Below are 22,070 nucleotides of genomic sequence, written 5' to 3' on the forward strand. Positions count from 1 at the left end.
TTTTTAAACTACTTATTTAAATATTATGGGATTTGTTGAGTTTTTATTTGAAACCAAGAAAGGTAAAAAGGTAATGGGCCTTTTGTACGGAATGGGTGCTGCTGTTGTAATTATTGGCGCTTTATTTAAAATACAACACTGGCCTGGTGCATCAGCGATGCTTATTATCGGTCTTAGTGTTGAGGCATTAATTTTTGCAGTATCAGCATTTGAACCTCCACATATGGAAGTTGATTGGACTCTGGCTTATCCTGAATTAGCAGGAATGGAAGATGATGCATTGACTAAACCTTCAAGAAGAAATGTTGGTGGTGGAAATGGAGATGCTGTTTCTCAAGAATTGGACAGAATGTTAGAAGAAGCCAAGATTGGACCTGAATTAATTGAAAGTCTTGGTAAAGGATTTCAAAACTTGTCTGAGCACACTTCTCACTTAAATAATATTTCAGATGCTTCTGTAGCAACTAACGAGTTTGTTGACAATGTTAGAGCAGCTTCAAATAATATGGGTCAGTTGTCAGAATCTTATTTAAAAGCTTCTGAAAGCCTAACAAGTATTTCAGTTTCTCCTGATGCAGGAAATTCCTATTCTGAGAATTTGATGTCTATTTCTGCAAAGTTATCTGAATTGAACAATGTTTATGAGTTACAATTGAACTCAGCAAGTCAGCACATGGAGGTCACCAATAAGGCTTTTGAAGGTATGAGTAGTTTGATTACTAACTTGAATAATTCAGTTGAAGATACTCAGAAATACAAAGAGAACATTGCTGAGCTTTCTAAAAACCTAGGTGCTTTAAATAGAGTTTATGGTAATATGCTTACTGCTATGAATGTGAATGCTTAATAATCATTAAGCCAAATCAATTATTACAAACACATTTAAAATACTTTAAAGAAGATGGCAGGAGGAAAATTACCCCCACGGCAGAAAATGATTGGAATGATGTACTTAGTGCTTACTGCACTTCTTGCATTGAATGTTTCCAAAGAAATATTAGACTCTTTTGTAATCATCAATGATGGTTTGGAAAAGACTGTTGTAAATTTTAAAAGCAAGAACTCTGATTTATATGCAGATTTCGAAGCTTCATATCAAGAAAATCAGAAAAAGGTTAAGCCTTATTATGATAATGCTCAAGAAATTAAGGTTGTTGCTGATGCGGCATCAGACTATATTGATCGAATAAAAGTAAATATTATTGCTTTATTAGAGAAGATGGATACTGCAGCAGTAATCGGACCGGATCAATTTGGGAACGATACTATTTTGAACTTAGCAAGAATTAGCTCTAAGGACAATACTGATATCGGAACCTCGATATTGATTGGTAGTGAACCAGGAAAGCCTAAAACTGGTGATCTTTCAGCAACTGCTTTAAAAGGTAAATTAGAAGATTTCAAAAATGTGATTGCAAGTAAAGTTGATTCTTCAACAGCTATTTACCAATCATTGATGAAAACTTTTGACTTCAGCGATAAAAAGGAAAGCGGAGGTACAAACTCATCATGGGAGTCATTTAACTTCTATGGTGTACCAGCAGCAGCATCTATTACATTGTTGTCTAAGATGCAAACAGACATTAGAAACTTCGAGTCGGACGCTGTAAAATACCTTTATTCAGAAGTTGATGCAGCCTCTTTTAAATTTAACAAGCTGGAAGCTGCTGTTATTTCCCCATCAAATTATATTTTGTTGGGAGACACATTTAGAGCAGAGATTTTCTTAGCAGCTATGGACTCTACTAAGAATCCAAAGATTGTTGTTGGAAAAGATATACTTCCTGATGGTGAGGGTTTTAAATCTTCTGGCGATTCATTGAATGTTAAAATGGTTGACGGTAAAGGATATGTAAAGGTTCCTACTCGTTCTGAAGGGGAGTTTACTTGGAAAGGAGCTATTAATTTTGAAGCTCCAGGCGGAAAAATTATTCCTAGAACTTTTGAGACAACCTATATGGTGGCAAAGCCAAGTACTACTATTTCTGCTACTAAAATGAATGTTTTCTACATGGGAGTGCCGAATCCAGTTTCTATTTCTGCACCTGGTGTTCCTGCTGAAGCAATACGTCCATCAATTTCTGGTGGTGGCGGTAGTATTAAAAAAGGTACTGGCGGAGAATGGATTGTTACTGTTACTAAACCTGGAGATGTTAAGATTACTGTAAATGCTGAAATGAATGGAAGAAGTAAAATGATGGGGTCTATGGATTTCAGAGTTAAACAAATTCCAACTCCAAAAGCCTTAATTTCAGGTAAAAGTAGTGGAGCTTTATCTCCTAGAGTTTTAGCTGCAGTTTCTGGTATATTTTTAGATATGGAAGGTTTTGTATTTGATGTTAATGTAGATGTTTTATCCTATGAATTTAGCTACGTGGTTGATGGTTTTACCAGTACAATCAAGGTTAATGGAGGAAACATTACTGAAGACGTAAAAGATAAACTACGAAGAGTAAAAAGAAATACAACAGTTTCGTTTGAAACAATCAAGGTAAAGATGCCTGATGGTACAACCCGTTTTTCAACGCCTGTTGTGTTTAAAATGATATAAATTTATAATTATGAAAACTCATTTAAAGTCGTTTGCGGTTTCAATCTTAATCCTGTCTGGTAGTGCATCAGTGGCGCAGGAAGTATTGGATGGGGTATATATTAAAGAGAACACTCCTACACGAAAAGTAGTACCTTATACTCATGTTCGTGAGGCAGACGTATTGTATACCAAGCGAGTTTGGAGAATGGTTGAATTGGCTGAAAAGCAGAATTATCCAATGAAATTTCCAAATGAGCCTATTAATGAATTGGGCTACGTTAGAATGAGTTTGATTGATGTGATTAAGCAAGGTATTGACGAGGGGACAATTCAAGCTTATGATTCAGAGATTTCTGGTTTTACTGTTAAATTAACCCAAGCTGAGGCTTCAGATAAAATGCAGTATACTGAGATCGTTACTGATTATGATGAGAATGGATTTGAAACTCAAACTGAACTACCTGTAGCATTTTCAAGTGCAGACGTAGTAAGATTTGAAATAAAAGAAGACTGGTTCTTTGACAGAGAGCGCTCTGTTATGGATGTTAGGATTATAGGTATTGCTCCTATATATGTTAACCCTAAGGATCAATCAATGGTTCGTCCATTTGTTATTTATTTTCCGGAAGCTAGATATGTTTTTGCTAATGCTGAGGTGTATAGTTCTGGAAATGATGGTGCTCGAATGACTTTCGATGACTATTTCTGGAAAAGAATGTTTAGTAGCTATATTTATCAAGAAACAAACGTTTATGATAACAGAAAGTTAACATCTTATAAGTCTGGAATTGATTTGCTTTTAGAGTCAAATAAAATCATGGAAGAGATTGTTAATTTCGAACACGATATGTGGCAATACTAGAAATGAAATATTTTTTAAAGAGGGGAGTCAATTTGATTCCCCTTTTTTATTTCCACAATTTAGTGTATAAGCCCTTTAATTCAGAAATAGGAATACGATGTCCACCCCGGTATCTGATAATTTTATATTGTAAATTTTCATATGTTTTCAATTGTTTATCGAAGTATTCTTGATTGGCTTTGATATATACGTCCTCATCACCGTAAACACAATACGTGTTGGAGGGATTAAATTGATTTTTCAATTCTAGACTGTCAGGAATTAATGCTCCCCACAGTATGATATTATTAATCTGAAAATTGATTTGAGAATACCAGCGACTCAATGTAGCTACCCCTTGGGAGAAGCCAAGTAGATTAATTTTAAGGTGACTTTTTTGGTTTAATTGGTATAAATAAGCTATTTCATTTAAGTAATTGATGTAGTCTTTAATAGCGTCTTCACGTTCATATGCAGTCATCCAATTGGCACCTATTCTTCCTGAGGTTCCTTGAAGATAGAAGTAGTTTGTTGCCTCAGGTGCAATAATAAAGGATTGTTCTAAGAATGAAAACTTCCGAATAAAATGTTCTGCCATTTGTCCATATCCATGAAAAACTATCCAAATTGATTGTGTGTTTTTATTCAACTGTCCCATTGTATATACATTAGCAGTCGTTTTTACAATTAGTTTCTCTTTTAAAATACTTTCTATCATCAGTCTAGTTTTAATACTTTTGCGCTATGGTTGGAATCAATAAAATTACGTTAAGTTTCGCTGATCGATTCTTGTTTAACAATGTATCATTTATAATCAATAAACAAGAAAGAATAGGTTTAGTAGGGAAGAATGGAGCAGGAAAGTCTACGATGCTTAAAATTTTGGCAGGAGTTCAAATCCCTGATTCAGGTAACATTTCTACCCCTAGTGACTTTTCTTTAGGTTACTTACCTCAAGACATGGAGTTCGAAGAAGGAAGAACGGTGTGGGAGGAAACAGCTACTGTGTTTGATAAATTGGCTCATATTCAGTCTAAAATTGATAAAATTAATCACCAACTTGTAGAAAGAGAAGATTATGAGTCTGACGGTTACTTAAAGTTGCTAGATGATCTAACCCATTTGAATGAGGAATTGATTTTATTGGATGCAGGAAATGTTGACGCATTAATTGAACAAATACTACTTGGATTAGGCTTCAAACGTTCAGATTTTATTCGTCAGACATCTGAGTTTAGTGGTGGCTGGAGAATGCGCATAGAATTAGCTAAAATTCTATTGACTAATGCTGATCTTTTACTTTTGGATGAGCCAACCAACCATTTAGATATTGAATCTATTCAATGGTTAGAAGATTTCATGAAGACATATGATGGTGCCATTGTTTTAATCTCACACGATAGGGCATTTTTGGATAATGTTACGAATAGAACTATTGAAATATCAATCGGGAAGGTATATGATTATAAAGCGCCGTACACTAAGTATGTTCAACTTAGGAAAGAAAGAAGAGAGCAGGAAATAGCGGCCTATAATAATCAACAAAAGCAAATAAAGGACACTGAAGAGTTTATTGAGCGTTTTAGATCAAAGGCTACAAAAGCTGTTCAAGTGCAGTCTAGAATTAAGCAATTGGATAAAATAGAACGTATTGAGATTGATGAAGAAGATACATCTGCAATGCGATTTTATTTTCCACCGGCTCCCAGGTCTGGTAAAGTTGTTGTCGATATAAAAGATGTGGGTAAAGCATATGGAAAGCGGCAAATATTTGATGATGTTAGCCTAAGTATAGTAAGAGGGGAAAAGGTAGCTTTCGTGGGGAAGAATGGTGAAGGTAAATCTACAATGGTGAAATTGTTGGTAGGATTAGAAAACTATACAGGTAATATTACTATAGGTCATAATGTAGAGCTTGGTTATTATGCCCAAAATCAGTCGGATATTCTTGATGGTGAGAAGACACTATTTCAAACAATAGATGACGAGGCGAAAGGAGATATGCGCACTAAGGTGAGGGGTCTATTGGGATCTTTTTTATTTAGTGGTGAGGATGTAGATAAAAAAGTGAAAGTGTTATCTGGAGGAGAAAGGGCGCGTTTGGCTTTTTGTAAATTGTTATTAGCGCCAATTAATTTATTAATTCTTGATGAGCCAACTAATCACCTGGATTTAAGATCGAAGGAAATTTTAAAAGAAGCCCTTATAGCCTACGATGGAGCTATGATTGTTATCTCACACGATAGGGATTTTCTTCAAGGATTAACAGAAAAGGTGTATGAATTTAAAGATGGAAATGTTAATCAACACATTGGTGATGTATATGAGTTTTTGCGAACAAGAAAGGTAGATTCTTTTACTGATATTGAGAAGGGTGTAGGTAGTTCAAAACCAACAATCAGAGAAGAGCAGCCGAAGAAAGATAGCAATCCAAATTTATTTGAACTTAAAAAAGAACTAAAAAGGGAATGTAAAAGTTTGAAAAATACAATCCAAAACTTAGAAAAAAATATCTCAAAGTTCGAGGAGATTTCTGAAAAGTTGAATGAGAAATTGCATGATCCAATGTTTTATAAGGATAAAGAATATGATAAAATACTTAAACAATGGCAAGAGAATAACTCTGAACTAGAACTTGCTATGGGTAAGTGGGAGGACGCACAAGAAGCATACGACAAAAAAACAGCCGAGCTTGAAAAGCTCGGCTGATATTACTCTTAAGTGTTAATTTCCTAATTCAGATAAAAATTTAATTCGCATTAATCGTAACTCTTGCTCTGAATAAATTCCTTCGAATTCATCAACTGCATCCTCAATAGAGTCAGTTAAGGTTTCTCTGAAATAATCGAATATTTCATCTTGATATTCTTCGTCAAGTAGCTCTCCAATGCAATAGTCTAGGTTAACTCTAGTTCCAGAATGGACAATATGTTCAATATCCTCTAAAATTTCATCGACAGTTTTTCCTTTAGCAGAGGCAATATCTTCCAATGGAAGTTTTCGGTCTACACTTTGTATTATGTATACTTTTAAACCGGATTTGTTGACTACAGACTTTACTACCATATCATCAGGACGGTCGATTTCATTCTCGTCCACATACTTTCTGATAGCATCAATAAAAGGTTTTCCAAACTTCTCAGCTTTACCCTGACCTACACCTGTGATGTTTGTTAACTCTTCAATGGTTATAGGGTACCGAGTGGCCATATCTTCAAGAGATACATCTTGAAAAAGTACATAAGGTGGTAAGTCCTTCTCTTTTGCGACTTTCTTTCTTAAATCTTTTAAGATAGAATATAGCTGATCATCTCCAGCACCTCCACCTTTGGAGCCATTATCTATTTCTTTGTCATTTTCATCCTCACTATAATCGTGAGGTTTTACTAAGTCAACCTTACCAGGTTTCTTTGCAAATTCTTTTCCTTTTTTACTCACTTTTAAAACGCCGTAATTTTCTATTTCTTTTATTAAAAAACCATCTATAATACATTGTCGAATAATTGATTCCCAATGCTTAGGGTCACTACTAATGTTGTCTCCTTTGCCAAATAATTCATGCGTTAAATGGTTATAAGTTTTGATTTCACTAGTCTCTTTTCCCGCGATAAAATTAGAGATATATTTTGCTTTAAATTTCTCTTTTAGTGCAAAAATTGTTTGTAATAATAGAGTGACTTCTACTTGTCCGTCATACTTTTCTTTTGGGTTCAAACAATTGTCACAGCTTCCACAGTTTTCTTCAGTAAATTCCTCACCAAAGTAATGTAAAAGTTGTTTTCTTCTACAAACAGCCGTCTCTGCATAAGATACTGTTTCAAATATTAATTGACGACCAATTTCTTGCTCGGCTATTGGTTTTCCTTGTAAAAATTTTTCTAGTTTTTCGATGTCTTTATAACGGTAAAATGCAATACATTTCCCTTCTCCATCATCTCTTCCAGCTCTTCCAGTTTCTTGGTAATAGCCTTCTAAACTTTTGGGAATATCGTGATGAATCACAAATCGAACATCAGGTTTGTCGATTCCCATTCCAAATGCTATAGTGGCCACTATCACATCCGCTTCTTCCATCAGGAACATATCTTGATGCTTTGCTCTTGTGTTCGCATCTAGTCCTGCATGATAAGGTAGAGCTTTAATCCCATTAACCTGTAAAGTTTGTGAGATTTCTTCTACCTTTTTTCTACTTAAACAATAAACAATCCCAGATTTATTTGAGTTATTCTTAATAAATCGTACGATCTGACTTCCTACGTCTCTCTTTGGCTGTACTTCGTAGTAAAGATTCTTTCTATTGAATGAATCCTTAAAAACTTTTGCATCCTGCATGCCTAAGTTTTTTTGTATGTCTTGCTGAACTTTTGGTGTTGCAGTTGCAGTAAGCGCAACGATAGGAACCCTATCAATTGCCTCAATTATGCTTCTTAGTTTCCTATATTCAGGTCTAAAATCATGTCCCCATTCTGAGATACAGTGAGCTTCATCTATAGCAACAAATGAAAGTTTTATTTGCTTTAAAAAATCAATGTTCTCTTCTTTAGTTAGAGTCTCAGGTGCTACATAAAGTAGCTTCGTAACGCCTTCCATTAAATCATTTTTAACTTTGGCAGTATCTGTTTTGTTCAATGATGAATTCATAAAGTGAACAATTCTATCATCTGAAGAAAAGCCCCTTAGCGCATCCACTTGATTTTTCATTAACGCAATTAGAGGAGAGACTATTATTGCAGTTCCCTCTGACATTAATGCTGGAAGTTGGTAACACATGGATTTTCCACCACCTGTAGGCATGATAACGAAGGTGTCATTTCCATTTAGTATGTTAGAAATGATCGATTCTTGTTTGCCTTTAAATTTATTGAATCCGAAAAACTTTTTCAGCTCCTTGTTTAAGTTCAATTCCTCAAGGGTTTGCATGAAATATCTATTTAGCTATTTTAAATTACTTTTGCTTTACTAATTTACTATCATTTACAGTGTAATTTAGCAAAAATTGAAATAATAAAAAAAATAAGGGCTTGAAATCTGACATAGAAGTAAAAAGAATTGCAAAAGAAGTTTTAAAAAATGAAGCTGATGCGCTACTTAAGTTAATAGACTACATTGACGACGACTTTGTTAAAAGTGTTCAATTGATTTTTGAGTCAAAGGGCAGAGTAGTTATTACAGGTGTAGGTAAAAGTGCAATAATTGCACAAAAAATTGTGGCCACCATGAATTCTACAGGTACTCCCTCCATTTATATGCATGCGGCGGATGCTATTCATGGAGATCTTGGGAATATTCAGCAAGATGATGTGGTAATCTGTATTTCTAAAAGTGGAACAACACCGGAAGTAAAGGTGCTTATCCCTTTAATTAAGAATTTTGGAAATAAAATTATTGCGATTACCGGAAATATGACTTCTAATTTAGCTACCTCAGCTGATTTTGTTTTGAATGCCACTATAGATGTGGAGGCTTGTCCCAACAATTTAGCTCCAACCACCAGCACAACAGCTCAATTGGCCATTGGTGATGCTTTGGCAGTTTGTCTATTGAATTTAAAGTCATTTAGTTCTACGGATTTTGCAAAGTATCATCCCGGAGGGGCTTTAGGCAAAAAATTGTACTTAAGAGTTGGAGAGGTCGCAGATCGAAACGAGAAGCCTTCTGTCAAGTTAACAGATAATTTAAAAGCCGTGATTGTTGAAATATCTGCCAATCGATTGGGAGCTGCAGCTGTAGTGGAGAATGGAGGTTTGAAAGGGGTGATTACCGATGGAGACTTAAGGAGAATGCTTTCTGGGTCTGTTGATTTTGATACTATTACGGCGGCGGATATTATGTCTAAATCCCCAAAATCAATAGATTATGATAGTTTGGCTGTAGAAGCTTTAAAGGTTATGAAGATGCACAACATTTCTCAGTTGATTGTGCTAAAAGAAGGACAATACGCGGGTTTAATACATATTCACGATTTGATTCGTGAAGGGATACTTTAGTTAATAGATTACCATTAAATTTGCCGCTTCTATGAAAGGCAACCAATCCCCATACGACGAAGAATTTTCTAACCAAGGTGAAATGTCATTTCTTGATCACTTAGAGGTATTAAGATGGCATTTAGTGCGATCAGTAATAGCTGTATTGTTGTTCATGACCCTTGCCTTTATTTTTAAAGAGTTCGTTTTTGATCAAATTATTCTTGCTCCACAAAAAAGTAATTTTTTAACTTATAGATTATTTTGTGATTTGTCACATTATTTAGACTTAGGAGATAAATTGTGCTTCAATGATATTTCCTTCAGTTTAATTAATATTACTATGTCGGGGCAGTTTACCACTCATATCTTGGTTTCTGCAGTGGCTGGAATTATATTAGCGTTCCCCTATATTCTAATAGAAGTATGGCGGTTTATATTGCCTGGGTTAAAACAGTCAGAGAAGAAATCTGCTATGGCTTTGGTATTTTTTGGCTCTCTTCTTTTTATGGGGGGAGTGCTGTTTGGCTATTATGTGATTAGTCCTTTATCTGTTCAATTTTTAGGGAATTACACAGTTAGTAGTACCGTTTCAAATTCCATCAGTCTGAACTCGTATATTAGCACTTTAACATCTATTACTTTGGCTTGTGCTATTGTTTTTCAGTTGCCAATCATTGTATATTTCTTGTCAAAAGTGGGAATCTTGACTCCGCAGTTAATGAAAGCTTATAGAAAGCATTCCATTGTTGTTGTACTTATTTTAGCTGCAATCATAACACCTCCTGATATTACTAGTCAGATTTTAGTGGCTATTCCTTTGGTGTTTTTATATGAGGTTAGTATTATAATATCTAGAATGGTGGTTAGAAAACAAGCTACTTAATTTAAACTTCTTGCAATTATGAGTGATTTGGTTAATGAATTCAATACTTATCGCGAAAAAATGAATGAAAAGATCTTAGCTGCCGATAACAAGGTGATTAAACGTCTTTTTAATTTGGATACCAATACCTACGCTGAAGGGGCTTTAGATGTAAAAACAAAAGAAATGCTCGGATTAGTAGCTTCAATGGTTCTAAGGTGTGATGATTGCATAAAGTATCATCTAGGTAAATCATTTGAAAATGGAGTGACTAAAGAAGAGGTATATGAAGTTTTTGCAATAGCGAATATAGTTGGAGGTACTATTGTTATTCCACATACCAGAAGAGCTGCTGAGTATTGGGATGAATTGGAATCCTTGAAATAAATTTCAACTACTTTAATTTCTTATTTTTACCGTTTTCAAAAAGTAAATGTCACGGAATATATTCAAATTATTTTTTCTTACATCAATTACAATTCTGTGTTCACAGCTGCTTTTTGCTCAGAAAACGATTGTTAGTGGCTCTGTGATTGACGCCAAAACGAAGGAGCCGATGCCCTTTGTTAACGTTATATTTAAAAATACTAAATCGGGAACAACAACTGATATCGATGGAAACTACCGAATAGAAACCTACTATGCCTCCGATTCATTAACAGTAAGTTTTATTGGTTATAATTCTCAAACCAAAAAAGTACGACAGGATCAAAGTCAAGTGGTGAACTTTGAAATGTCAATTGGTGGAGGTGTTGAATTGGGCGAAGTAGTGGTGACTTATACTGGTAATCCGGCCCACAAAATTCTAGATAGAGTTATTGATAACAAAGCAATCAATAATCGAGAAAAGTATGATGCATATGAATACGAAGTATACAATAAGGTAGAATTTGACTTGAATAACATCTCCGATGAGTTTAAAGATAGAAGGGTCTTCAATAGCCTCCAATTTATTTTTGATTATATCGACAGCACATCAAGTGATAAGGAATATTTACCAATGTTTATGACAGAATCATTGTCTGATTATTATTATCGTCGAGATCCAAAAGCTGAAAGGGAAGTAATAAAAGGAACGAAGGTCTCAGGTGTTTCGAATGAAAGTATTTCTCAGTTTTTGGGAGATATGTATCAGAATGTTAATGTATATGAGAATCATATTGGGGTTTTTGGGAAGTCATTCGTTAGCCCTATAGCTGATTTTGGTAAGCGATTTTATAAATACTACTTAATTGATTCAATGGTTGTTGATGGTAATTTTTGCTATCAAATAGAATTTGTGCCTAAGCAAGCTCAAGAACCTGTTTTTTCTGGAACTATGTGGATCAATGATACTACCTATGCAATTAAACGAATTGAAGCAGGAATAAATGAACAAGCCAACATCAACTTTATTAATGGATTTACTGTAGAGCAGCGCTATAAAAAAGTAGATGGTGAGTTCTGGATGTTATCCAAAGATAATTTGGTAGTGGACTTTACCATTACAAAGAACTCCATGGGTTTGTATGGCCGTAAAACGACAACCTACAAAGATTTCGTCATGAATAAACCTCGACCTGATGCAACTTTTGAAGGAGTTGAGAAGGTTGTGGTACAAAAGGGCGCCAATGAAAAGGATGAGGAATTTTGGGATAAAAACCGACATGATTCTTTATCAGAGAACGAAAAGAATATATACCTAATGGTGGATTCTGTAAAGAATGTACCCGCTTTTAGAACATTTATTGATGTGGTTCAATTGGTGTTCACAGGTTATAAGGAGGTGGGACTTTTCGAAATTGGCCCTTACTTTAATGCATACAGTTTTAATAAAGTAGAAGGACATCGATTTAGAGTGGGAGGCAGAACTAGTAATAACTTCAGTACGCAGGTTATGTTTGATGGTTATTTGGCTTATGGTCTCAAAGATGAACGTTTTAAATATGGTGGTGGAGTTTTATATTTTCTATCGAAGGAACCACGACATTCGGTTAGTTTTAACTACTCCTTGGATGTAGAGCAGCTAGGGCTTAGTCAGAACGCATTCAGTGAAGACAATATATTATCTTCAGTATTAAGAAGAAATCCCAATGATAAACTGACAGGCGTAGAAGAGTTTAAGTTGGGTACTGAACGTTTTTGGTTCAATGGGTTTTCCAATACACTTTCGATCACCAATAGAACAATGAAGCCGCTAGGAAGTATTCGATATAATAAATCTCTAGACGACGGTTCATTGTCTTCTGTGTCTAGTATTCGAACCACAGAAGTTGGATTAAAAACTCGATTTGCTTACCAAGAAGCCTTTGTCGCAGGAGAGTTTGATCGGATTAGTTTAGGAACCGAGTACCCTATATTAGAACTCAATATGGGGTTTGGTTTGAAAGATGTGTTTGGTGGAGATTATAACTACACAAAAGTAGCTCTTTCAGTTTCTGATAATATTAAATTGGGAACTTTTGGAAGAACTGAAGTAAAAGCCCAGGCAGGAAAATACTTTGGTACATTACCCTTTACATTATTAGAAATTCACAATGGGAATGAAACCTACTTTTTCGACAATGCGGCATTTAACCTCATGAACTTTTTTGAGTTTATTAGTGATGAGTATGCCAGTTTAATGATGACCCATCATTTTGAAGGTTTCTTCTTGAATAAAATACCTTTAATGCGAAAATTAAAATGGAGAGAGGTTGTAACAGGAAGAGCGGTTGTTGGGAGTCTCCAAGATAAGAATAAGGCAGTATTGGAGTTGCCAAATAATATGTACGAGTTAACAGGGCCATATGCAGAAGCTGCTGTTGGAATAGAAAACATTTTCAAAATAATTCGAGTGGACGCACTTTGGCGATTAACGTATTTGGATCATCCAGATATTGCTAAATTTGGAATTAGAGCAACTTTTGAAATACAGTTCTAGAAAATATACTATGAAGTTACGCGCTGAGAATATAATAAAGAAATACAAAAAGAGAGTCGTTGTAAAAGGCGTTTCTGTTGAAGTAGAACAAGGAGAAATCGTTGGATTATTAGGGCCTAATGGTGCTGGTAAAACTACTTCATTTTATATGATGGTTGGCTTGGTGACTCCGAATGAAGGGAAGATATTTTTAGATCATGAAGATATAACTAGTTTGCCAATGTACAAAAGAGCTCAAAGAGGTGTTGGTTATTTAGCGCAAGAGGCCTCGGTGTTTCGTAAACTGTCTGTAGAAGATAATATTCGCGCAATCCTTCAAATGACAAAGCTCAGCAAAAAGGAGCAGTCCGATAAGTTAGAGAGTCTTTTAGATGAATTTAGTTTGCATCACGTAAGAAAAAACAGAGGTGATTTATTATCTGGTGGAGAGAGAAGAAGGTGTGAAATCGCCAGATGTTTGGCTACAGATCCTAAATTTATTTTATTGGATGAACCTTTCGCGGGAGTAGACCCTATTGCTGTAGAGGATATTCAAGGTATTGTAGCAGGTTTGAAAAAACGTAATATAGGCATTTTGATTACCGACCACAATGTGCAAGAAACCTTAGCAATTACAGATAGGGCCTACTTACTTTTTGAAGGTAACATTCTGAAGGCAGGCACAGCTGAAGAGCTGGCTGCCGATGAACAAGTAAGAAAGGTATATTTGGGTAAGAATTTTGAATTGAAGAAACCTAAATTGGATTAGGCTTCTATTAATTCGAATTCATAGCTTTCCATTAGCTGATTAGCTAGTAATTTCTTACACGCTTCTTCAACTTTTAAGGATGCCGTAGCTTTATCAGTTGCTTCTATTTCTAATGAAATATGTTTGCCAATTCTTACATTTTCGATTTCACTAAGGTTTAGGTTTTTTAGGCTAGAAGTTACAGCTTTACCTTGTGGGTCTAAAAGTGCTTTCAATGGCATAATGTCTATTTCGGCTCTAAATTTCATGATTTTTTGAGATGGAGTTATTAATAACTGATAAAATGATGTACAAAATTAAAATAATTGGGACAGCAATAAAATAAAATGATGCAATAAGTGCAACAGAAACGGCAATAAAACTAAATTTAAGTTTGTTCTCCTTCCATTTCAAGGATTTAAATTTTAAAGCAAATAATGGGATTTCACTAACCATTAATAAACTCCAAACCAAGATCCCGATTAGAATAAAGTAGGAGTTCGTCAGCAGACTTAAAACTTCACGAGCAAAAACATCATCAAATGTGTCTTTCTGCCAAGCTATTAATGGAATGGATAACCAAAAAAGTGCGTTGGCAGGAGTGGGTACTCCTATAAATGAAGAAGTTTGTCTTTCGTCTAGATTAAATTTTGCTAATCGATAAGCAGAGAAGATAGTCATAAGGAATGCTGAATATTCTAAATAGGGAAAATCTAGGCTTGAGCGAAGTAACAACTGATAAACAATTACTGAAGGTGCAAATCCGAAAGAAACGACATCCGCTAAACTATCTAGTTCTTTACCGATAGGTGAGGCAACATTCAATAATCGGGCAGAAAGTCCATCGAAAAAGTCTAAAAACGCGGCTACTAATATTAATATCCCCGCCTCCGCTAGTTTACCATTGAAGGCCATTACTACGGATAAGCAACCAGAGAATAAGTTGGCTGATGTTATAATATTTGGGACACTCTTTTTCATCTTATGATTCTGTGGCTGCAAAAGTAAGGATATATTAATGCCTTAGTATATTTTTATGAATGCTTTTGTGGCGATATAATGACCAATCACCGAATAAATAACTTGCCTGTCTTTAGAATTACTTATTTTTGGGTAATAAAATAATGAAATTGCAGTTATTAGAGCATTCAATTGTTTTACACGCTATTTAAGTCTATGAATAATAAAGCCTATTTAATATTAGCCGCATTCGTTTTTTCGAGTAGTTTATTTGCTCAAACACGAAAATACAGTAATGAATTTTTAAACATTGGTGTGGGCGCAAGAGCACTTGGAATGTCGAATGCTTTTTCCGCTAGAGCAAATGATGTTACTGCAGGATATTGGAATCCAGCTGGTCTAACTCAGATAGAAGGTGATTTTCAAGTAGGTTTGATGCATTCCGAGTATTTTGCAGGAATAGCCAAGTATGATTATGGTGGTTTTGCCACTCGTATTGATGAAAAAAGTGTAATTGGATTTTCTGTTTTGCGTTTTGGAGTAGACGATATTCCCAACACTACCCAATTGATAGATCAAAACGGGAATGTTAATTATGATAATATCAAATCATTTACTGCTGCAGATTATGCATTCTTGATTTCATATGCTAGGGAGACAAATATTACAGGATTGAGCTTGGGTGGAAACGCAAAGGTGATTTATAGAAATGTAGGAGATTTTGCCAATGCATATGGTTTTGGTGTAGATTTCTCAGCATTGTATAAAAAGGACAATTGGGCTTTTTCAGCAGTAGGAAAGGATGTAACTAGTACTTTTAATGCGTGGAGTTATACTTTAGACGACGAAACCGAATCTGTTTTTATTAACACAGGTAATGAAATTCCTGAGAATGGTTTAGAAATAACTCTACCACAGTTGATTTTAGGGGCAGGGCGATTAATTAATTTTGGAGAAAAATTTTCTGCCTTCACGGAATTGGATCTTGGAGTTACCTTCGATGGAGAAAGGAATGACTTAATTAGTGCTGACCCTATATCCATAAGCCCAAGGTTTGGATTGGAGTTGGCCTACCAAAAGTTTATATTTTTGAGAGGAGGAGTCGGAAACTTTCAGAAAGAACAAACAGTTTTGGGTTTAAGTCAAACAACTTTTCAACCTAATTTCGGTGTAGGTGTTCAATTTAAAGGTTTTTCGATAGATTATGCTTTAACAGATGTCGGAGATCAATCTGCATCTTTATATTCCAACGTTTTCTCTTTGAGAATAGAATTGAATAAAAAAGGTAGCTAGTGAAGAAACTTTTACTGTTTTGTATTTTAATCTTTTCAGTTTCAGGCATTATTGCTCAATCGTTTGGCAATGAGTGGATCAACTATAATCAAAAATATTACGAATTTAAGATAGTTAAGGACGGAATTTATAGAGTTACTTATGCAGATTTAGCAAGTGCAGGAATCCCAATTAACACTATTAATCCAAAGAACATCCAAGTATTTGGAAGAGGAACTGAAATTCCTTTATATATTCAAGGAGAGGGAGATAATACTTTCAATCCTACAGATTTTATAGAATTTGTTGCTAGAAAAAATGATGGTTGGTTAGATTCTAATTTATACAAAGGGTTTAAAAACCAACCGAATCCATACTATAGTTTAATCACTGATACTGCGTCCTATTACCTAACTTGGAATACTAGTGGGAATAACTTGAGGTATCAAATAGAAACGGATAATAATTTTACTGGATACACACCCGTTCCTTCTATTCTGGTGGAGAAAAGAAATTCTTTTCAATCTAACTATTATGATGGAGAAACTGTTCAAGGGGATTTAACGAGTCCAGAATATGTTCCTTCTGAAGGTTGGATGAGCCCTGTTATTAGTAATTCAGGACAACGAACGTTTACAACCAATGTTAACAGCGAGAAAGCTGCTTCTAATGGTTTCGCTGCTATAGAGTTTTTAGTGACAGGTCAATCTAATTATGGTCCAATTCAAAATGGAGACCACCATTTAGTGGTGAATTATTCCAATCAATCATTTGATACTATATTTGAAGGTTATCAGTTAATAAGGAAAAGGAAGCTGATTTCAACCAGTAATTTAGGGCAGCTTACTTCAGCTTTTTCATTTAATCAAATAGACGACCTAGGTGCTGGTAGCGATCGAATGTCAATTGGCTATGTAAAAATTCAATACGATCATCTGCCTGATGCGGAAGGAAAGTCCTTTTTTGAATTCGCCGTGAATGATGTTTCCGTTGGAAATAAAAGTTATCTAAGACTCAATAATTTTGCTGGTTCAACCAATAATTTTGTAATCGACGAAACTAATAATAGAAGAATTGAAGTTACTCAAGTTGGTAATGAATATCGTTTTTTGATTCCTAACGGCGGATTAAAGTCATGTATTATTTTTTCTGAAAATGCGGTGCAATCGGTTGGTGGTATCCGACCTGCTGGAGAAAATGGTTTTTTTAATGATTATTTCTCTACTATACCTGATTCGGCCTATTTAATGGTGAGCAATCCGATTTTAGCTAACGAAGTATTCAATTATTTTAATTACAGACAGGCTAAAGGATTTAGGCCATTTGTCGTAGATGTGAATCAATTGTATAAGCAATATGGATTTGGTATTGCTCAGCATCCATTGGCAATTCGTAATTTTTTGAATGAGTTGGTTTTAAAAAAGAGTGCTCCACCTAAATATTTATACTTCATTGGTAAGTCGGTTAGGGCAAAGTTTGTTCGTGGTAAACCATCCTTGTTTGCGAATAACCTAGTTCCAACTATGGGTAATCCCGCAACAGATAATTTATTTTCTTCAGGTTTAGGGACCTCTGGATTAGAAGTCGCAATTCCTACAGGTAGAATAGCAGCCAGAAATACTGAAGAACTTAAAATGTATCTTAATAAGGTGGTTGAGTATGAGTCTGCCACTACAGCCAATTGGATGAAAAATGCACTACATTTTGTGGGAGGCACTAGTTTGTTTGAAACACAGCAACTAGAAAATTATATGATTCAATATGCCAATACCTTCACGGATGTTCAATTTGGAGGTAAGGTTAGTACATTTAAAAAAACAACTTCGGCCCCTATCCAAACCACCTTGTCGGATTCTATTCAGAACTTAATCAATTCGGGTGCTAGTTTGATGACTTTTTTCGGTCATGCTTCTAATACGGGTGGTTTTGATATCAATATAGATGAGCCTCAAAACTTAAAGAATAAAGGAAAGTATCCGTTTATTTTGGGAAATGCTTGTTACACAGGTGATGTGCATCAGGAAGGTAATTTGAGCACTTCAGAGGATTTTGTGCTCATTGCGGATAAGGGAGCAATAGGGTTTATAGCTACTGTAGACTTGAGCTATTCAGCAAGCCTTAATGTTTTTTCTAGTGAATTTTATCGCCAGTTTTCAGATAAGAATTACGGAAAAAGTATGGCTTATTGTATGCAACAAGCTGTTAAGACAGTAGGTCCGAATCCTGATCCTAGCCTAGAAAGTGTTTTGTTGGAAATGAGTTTACATGGTGATCCAGCTCTAGTAATGAATTCGCCATTGAAACCTGATTTTAGAATACTAAAGTCAAATATTTCATTCAATCCAAGAGAAGTAACAACTGAAGTGGATTCTTTTTTTGTGAACGTAGTGATAGAAAATTTAGGAAAAGCGGTCCCTGACTCACTCACCATCGAATTGAATAGAAGATTTCCAGGAACAAATGGAGATACATCATACATTTTTAAGTTAGCGCCGCTCTTATATCAATCTAACTTTAAATTGAAAGTGCCGATAGATGTATTGAGAGGAATAGGGGAGAACGTGTTTACGGTAATACTTGATAGGTACAGCGAAATAGAAGAGTTGAGCGAATTAAATAATCAAGCCTCAAATACTATCATTATTCGTTCTGGAGATTTGATTCCAATTTATCCATACAATTATGCTGTTGTGCCTAATCAAGGAATTACTTTAAAAGCATCTACTGCATTTGCATTCGAAACTGGTAAAAACTACTTATTGGAAATTGATGTGAACGCAGATTTTAATTCGCCATCTCGTCAATCTGCATCGGTGTTTTCAGCTGGAGGGGTTGTCGAATGGGCACCGTCGATACTTACAAATATGCCAGATAGTGCGGTTTACTTTTGGAGAGTAAGTAAGACACCTGATAGTCAAGGAAGGTATTTCTGGAAGACATTCTCATTTCAGTATATTCCTAACAAAAGAGGGTGGGGGCAAGATCATTTCGATCAATTAAAGTTGAACGATTTTCAATTTATGGAGCCGAATATTTCCAGTCAACGATTTGATTTCGTTGATAATGTTCGTCAATTGTCATGTGTGAATATAGGAAATCCACCAACCACTACCATCTTAGGAAACATTAAGTATTCAGTAGATAGCGAGCTGAGGGAGAAGAATGGATGTACAGTTTCGCCAACATTTATGGTTGCAGTGTTAGACTCCCTTTCTTTTGAATCTTGGCAGACCCCTTATAATGGACAGAATGCCAATAGAAACTATGGTCAAGCAAATATTAATGGCAGTTGTCGTTCTCGATCAGAAGGTTACTTCATGTTCAGGGCTAATTCACCAACACAATTGCAGTCGATGCGAACAATGCTCTTAGACAGTGTGCCCGATGGAAATTATATATTGGTTTATTCATGGTACAATATAAAGTATACGGATATAAATGTTATCGACCCAGCTATTATGCAAACGTTTACAACTTTAGGGGCAACTAAGGTGACAGGAATATCTGACTCTATTCCTTTTATTCTTGCGGTAAAAAAAGGGAAGCCATCCACTATTAAAGAAGTGGTAGGGGATAGTATTAACCAACAGATAGAATTGAAGATGACATTAGTTTCTAGTTCTACTTTCGGAGATATTACCTCAAGGTTTGTGGGTCCGGCTATGGCATGGGATACTGTAGTTTGGGTAACGAAAAGTTTGGAATTAAACTCTCAAGATAGTTCAGCACTGACAATTAGTTCATTTGTAAATTCAGAGGTAAACGGTACAGAAATATTTACAAAACTTCCCAAGTCTATGAGTCGATTGGATGTGAGTGCCGCAATTGACGCTGTTACAAAACCTTATTTAAGATTACAAATGTCTGCCAATGATGAGCAGTTTCAAACTCCTCCGCAGTTGGATTTGTGGCATGTGTACTATGACCCAGTCCCTGAAGCGGCTCTAAATCCCCAAAATTATTTTAGCGTCAACAAGGATACCTTAATGGAAGGAGAAACCTTTCAGTTGGCTGTAGATTTGACTAATGTCAGTGAGTTTGATATGGATAGTGTTTTGATAAAATATCAAATTGTTAATTCCCAGAATAAAGTAATAGGATTGCCTCAAACTCGAATAAAACCCTTGTTATCTGGAGAAAATTATCAGCTTGAAGTATCGGTTCCTACATTGGGTTTACCAGGGAGTAATACCCTCATTATTGAGGTTAATCCTTTGAATGATCAGCCTGAACAATTTCACTTTAACAATATTGGTCAATACAGTTTTTATGTTTTAAAGGATAATATCAATCCGTTAATGGATGTAACATTTGATGGACGAAGAATAATAAATGGAGAGTTGATTGGGCCAGAGCCTGAGATTGTTATTCAATTAATGGATGAAAATAAGTACTTGCTTTTAAACGATACCTCTGATTTTGCTATTTATTTGAAAACACCCAATCAAAATGAAAAGCGGGTATATTTTGGAGTTCAATCCGATGGAAGTCAGATGGAGTTTAGAGAAGGGACTTTACCACAGAATAAGGCAAGAATCGTATATCGACCAAAGCTTTATGAAGACGGGACTTATCAATTGAGGGCTCAGGCAAATGATAAAAGTGGAAATTTATCAGGTAGCAACGACTATTTAATTAGCTTCCAAATTGAGACTAAAGCTTCGATTTCTCGATTGATGAATTACCCTAACCCTTTTACTACCTCTACGAGATTCGTATTCACACTAAGTGGAACAAGGATTCCAGATTTTATGCAAATACAAATAATGACTATTACAGGTAAAATAGTGAGAGAGATTGATTTGGCTGAGCTTGGAAATATTCACATTGGTCAAAATATTACGGATTATGCATGGGACGGTACAGATGAATTTGGAGATCGATTGGCAAATGGTGTTTATTTATACCGAGTAAGAACTAACCTCGATGGTCAGTCAATTGAGCATAGAGCTTCTGGTGCTGATAAATATTTTAAAGAAGATTTTGGCAAAATGTATCTAATGCGATAATTTGTAAGCATTAATATCGTTTGAAGGGAACTAATCAGAATTAATTGTATGAATATAAAGGTTGGGTTAATTGGAATTGTTTTTTTCTCAGTTTTGACGAGTATTGCTCAGAATAGTGATCAATCAAAGCTAGTTTTCTCAGGCGTCTCTGTATACTCTGGAGTACTTTCACATCAAGGAAGTATTGGTACAATGCAAAATTTTAGAATGCTTGCACCTGAATCAGATATTCTAAAGGAGGACTTTTCTTCCTATGATAAAAATGCACTTTTTGATAACTATGAATCGGCATCTATGACCGGTATAAATATTCATTTCAAGTTTATTAATGAACAAAAGAAAGACCAAAAACTTTTTAGTTCGCTTAGGTTGGGAATTTCCTTCTCCGATACAAGAAAGCTGTCCAGAGGGTATTCAAAATCTGAGAAATTTAGAATTGACACGTTATACTCTTCTACTACTAATAGAGTTTATTATGTAGACTCAACGGCGAGTAGTGGAGTGTATATGGATTATGGTCAGACTGAAGTCTTTTTAAATGGAGCCTACTTGATTAGTACCCATCCTGCTAAACGATGGTCATTTTTTGGAGGAGGTAGTATTATGCTAGGATTTGCAATTGATTCATATACTTTTATATCAAAATATAATAGTTCGTACAACAGTAATTCAAATGCTTCTATAGATGATCCTTGGAGAAATTATGAATCTCTATCCAAGGATGAATATTACCAAAATGACCCTAGCTTTTCTTTTATAGCTTCCCTACCATTGGGAGTAGATTTTAGGATTGGGAAAAGCACGCCCTTTTGGATGAATAGCCATATTGTTTTCGATTACCAGCCAAGTGTTTATTTTTATAATATACCTGAAGCCAGCACAAGTACGATAACTACAGCGAGAATATGGACATTAGGTTATAAATATGAATTCAGATAAATTGAGATAAATGATAAAAAAAGGAGCTTCAAATTTTGAAGCTCCTTTTTTATTTT

16 protein-coding genes are annotated in these 22,070 nt (G+C 35.2%); 12 read left to right on the forward strand and 4 right to left on the reverse strand.

Annotation, left to right across the window (positions count from 1 at the left end; translation table 11 throughout):
- Positions 1–25 precede the first annotated feature (25 nt).
- Genes porL through porN form a run of 3 tightly spaced genes read left to right on the forward strand, consistent with a single transcriptional unit; the run spans position 26 to position 3,395 of the window.
- Positions 26–847 carry a type IX secretion system motor protein PorL/GldL gene (gene porL / locus GQN54_RS03915; RefSeq protein WP_160632199.1) on the forward strand — a complete coding sequence of 274 codons (822 nt, stop codon included), beginning with the start codon at positions 26–28 and terminating at the stop codon, positions 845–847.
- Positions 848–901: 54 nt separating this feature from the next.
- Positions 902–2,551: a type IX secretion system motor protein PorM/GldM gene (gene porM / locus GQN54_RS03920; RefSeq protein WP_160632201.1), complete on the forward strand. Its 1,650-nt coding sequence runs from the start codon at positions 902–904 to the stop codon at positions 2,549–2,551.
- Positions 2,552–2,561: 10 nt separating this feature from the next.
- A complete protein-coding gene (gene porN, locus GQN54_RS03925) occupies positions 2,562–3,395 on the forward strand; it encodes a type IX secretion system ring subunit PorN/GldN (RefSeq protein WP_160632203.1) in 834 nt (277 codons plus the stop codon).
- Positions 3,396–3,441: 46 nt separating this feature from the next.
- Here porN and GQN54_RS03930 read toward each other — a convergent pair whose 3' ends face one another.
- On the reverse strand, positions 3,442–4,092 hold the full coding sequence (locus GQN54_RS03930; protein ID WP_160632205.1) for an alpha/beta hydrolase: 651 nt from the start codon (positions 4,090–4,092) through the stop codon (positions 3,442–3,444).
- A gap of 26 nt (positions 4,093–4,118) precedes the next feature.
- Here GQN54_RS03930 and GQN54_RS03935 point away from each other — a divergent pair, with 26 nt between their 5' ends.
- Complete coding sequence (locus tag GQN54_RS03935; protein WP_160632206.1) at positions 4,119–6,083, forward strand: ABC-F family ATP-binding cassette domain-containing protein; 1,965 nt, start codon at positions 4,119–4,121, stop codon at positions 6,081–6,083.
- Positions 6,084–6,098: 15 nt separating this feature from the next.
- On the opposite strand, the gene recQ is transcribed toward GQN54_RS03935, so the two are convergent.
- Complete coding sequence (recQ, locus tag GQN54_RS03940) at positions 6,099–8,294, reverse strand: DNA helicase RecQ (protein ID WP_160632208.1); 2,196 nt, start codon at positions 8,292–8,294, stop codon at positions 6,099–6,101.
- A 101-nt stretch (positions 8,295–8,395) separates the two neighbouring features.
- Between recQ and GQN54_RS03945 the strand changes: the two genes are divergently transcribed.
- Genes GQN54_RS03945 through lptB form a run of 5 tightly spaced genes read left to right on the forward strand, consistent with a single transcriptional unit; the run spans position 8,396 to position 13,855 of the window.
- A complete protein-coding gene (locus GQN54_RS03945; protein ID WP_160632210.1) occupies positions 8,396–9,361 on the forward strand; it encodes a KpsF/GutQ family sugar-phosphate isomerase in 966 nt (321 codons plus the stop codon).
- Between the two features lie 31 nt (positions 9,362–9,392).
- Complete coding sequence (gene tatC, locus GQN54_RS03950; RefSeq protein ID WP_235932958.1) at positions 9,393–10,226, forward strand: twin-arginine translocase subunit TatC; 834 nt, start codon at positions 9,393–9,395, stop codon at positions 10,224–10,226.
- Between the two features lie 18 nt (positions 10,227–10,244).
- Positions 10,245–10,592 (forward strand): carboxymuconolactone decarboxylase family protein, encoded by a 348-nt coding sequence (locus GQN54_RS03955; protein WP_160632211.1) that lies wholly within the window; start codon positions 10,245–10,247, stop codon positions 10,590–10,592.
- Between the two features lie 46 nt (positions 10,593–10,638).
- Entirely contained in the window at positions 10,639–13,107 is a 2,469-nt protein-coding gene (locus GQN54_RS03960) for a DUF5686 and carboxypeptidase-like regulatory domain-containing protein (RefSeq protein WP_207554813.1), read from the forward strand.
- 10 nt (positions 13,108–13,117) lie between these two features.
- The gene (lptB, locus tag GQN54_RS03965) at positions 13,118–13,855 is read left to right on the forward strand and encodes an LPS export ABC transporter ATP-binding protein (protein ID WP_160632213.1); all 738 of its coding nucleotides are present in this window, start codon (positions 13,118–13,120) and stop codon (positions 13,853–13,855) included.
- Here lptB and purS read toward each other — a convergent pair.
- Positions 13,852–14,103, reverse strand: a complete 252-nt coding sequence (purS, locus tag GQN54_RS03970; protein WP_160632214.1) for a phosphoribosylformylglycinamidine synthase subunit PurS — start codon at positions 14,101–14,103, stop codon at positions 13,852–13,854. The genes lptB and purS overlap by 4 nt on opposite strands.
- Positions 14,093–14,815, reverse strand: a complete 723-nt coding sequence (gene pssA / locus GQN54_RS03975; RefSeq protein ID WP_160632215.1) for a CDP-diacylglycerol--serine O-phosphatidyltransferase — start codon at positions 14,813–14,815, stop codon at positions 14,093–14,095. The genes purS and pssA overlap by 11 nt, the downstream gene beginning before the upstream one ends.
- 195 nt (positions 14,816–15,010) lie before the next feature.
- Here pssA and GQN54_RS03980 point away from each other — a divergent pair, with 195 nt between their 5' ends.
- Genes GQN54_RS03980 through GQN54_RS03990 form a run of 3 tightly spaced genes read left to right on the forward strand, consistent with a single transcriptional unit; the run spans position 15,011 to position 22,014 of the window.
- Positions 15,011–16,087 (forward strand): putative type IX sorting system protein PorV2, encoded by a 1,077-nt coding sequence (locus GQN54_RS03980; RefSeq protein WP_160632216.1) that lies wholly within the window; start codon positions 15,011–15,013, stop codon positions 16,085–16,087.
- Positions 16,087–21,075, forward strand: coding sequence for a putative type IX secretion system sortase PorU2 (porU2, locus tag GQN54_RS03985; protein ID WP_160632217.1), 4,989 nt, complete (start codon positions 16,087–16,089; stop codon positions 21,073–21,075). The genes GQN54_RS03980 and porU2 overlap by 1 nt, the downstream gene beginning before the upstream one ends.
- 48 nt (positions 21,076–21,123) lie before the next feature.
- Entirely contained in the window at positions 21,124–22,014 is an 891-nt protein-coding gene (locus tag GQN54_RS03990; RefSeq protein ID WP_160632218.1) for a hypothetical protein, read from the forward strand.
- The last annotated feature ends 56 nt before the right edge of the window (positions 22,015–22,070 follow it).

Source organism: Acidiluteibacter ferrifornacis (assembly GCF_009909615.1).
GTDB lineage: Bacteria > Bacteroidota > Bacteroidia > Flavobacteriales_E > Vicingaceae > Acidiluteibacter > Acidiluteibacter ferrifornacis.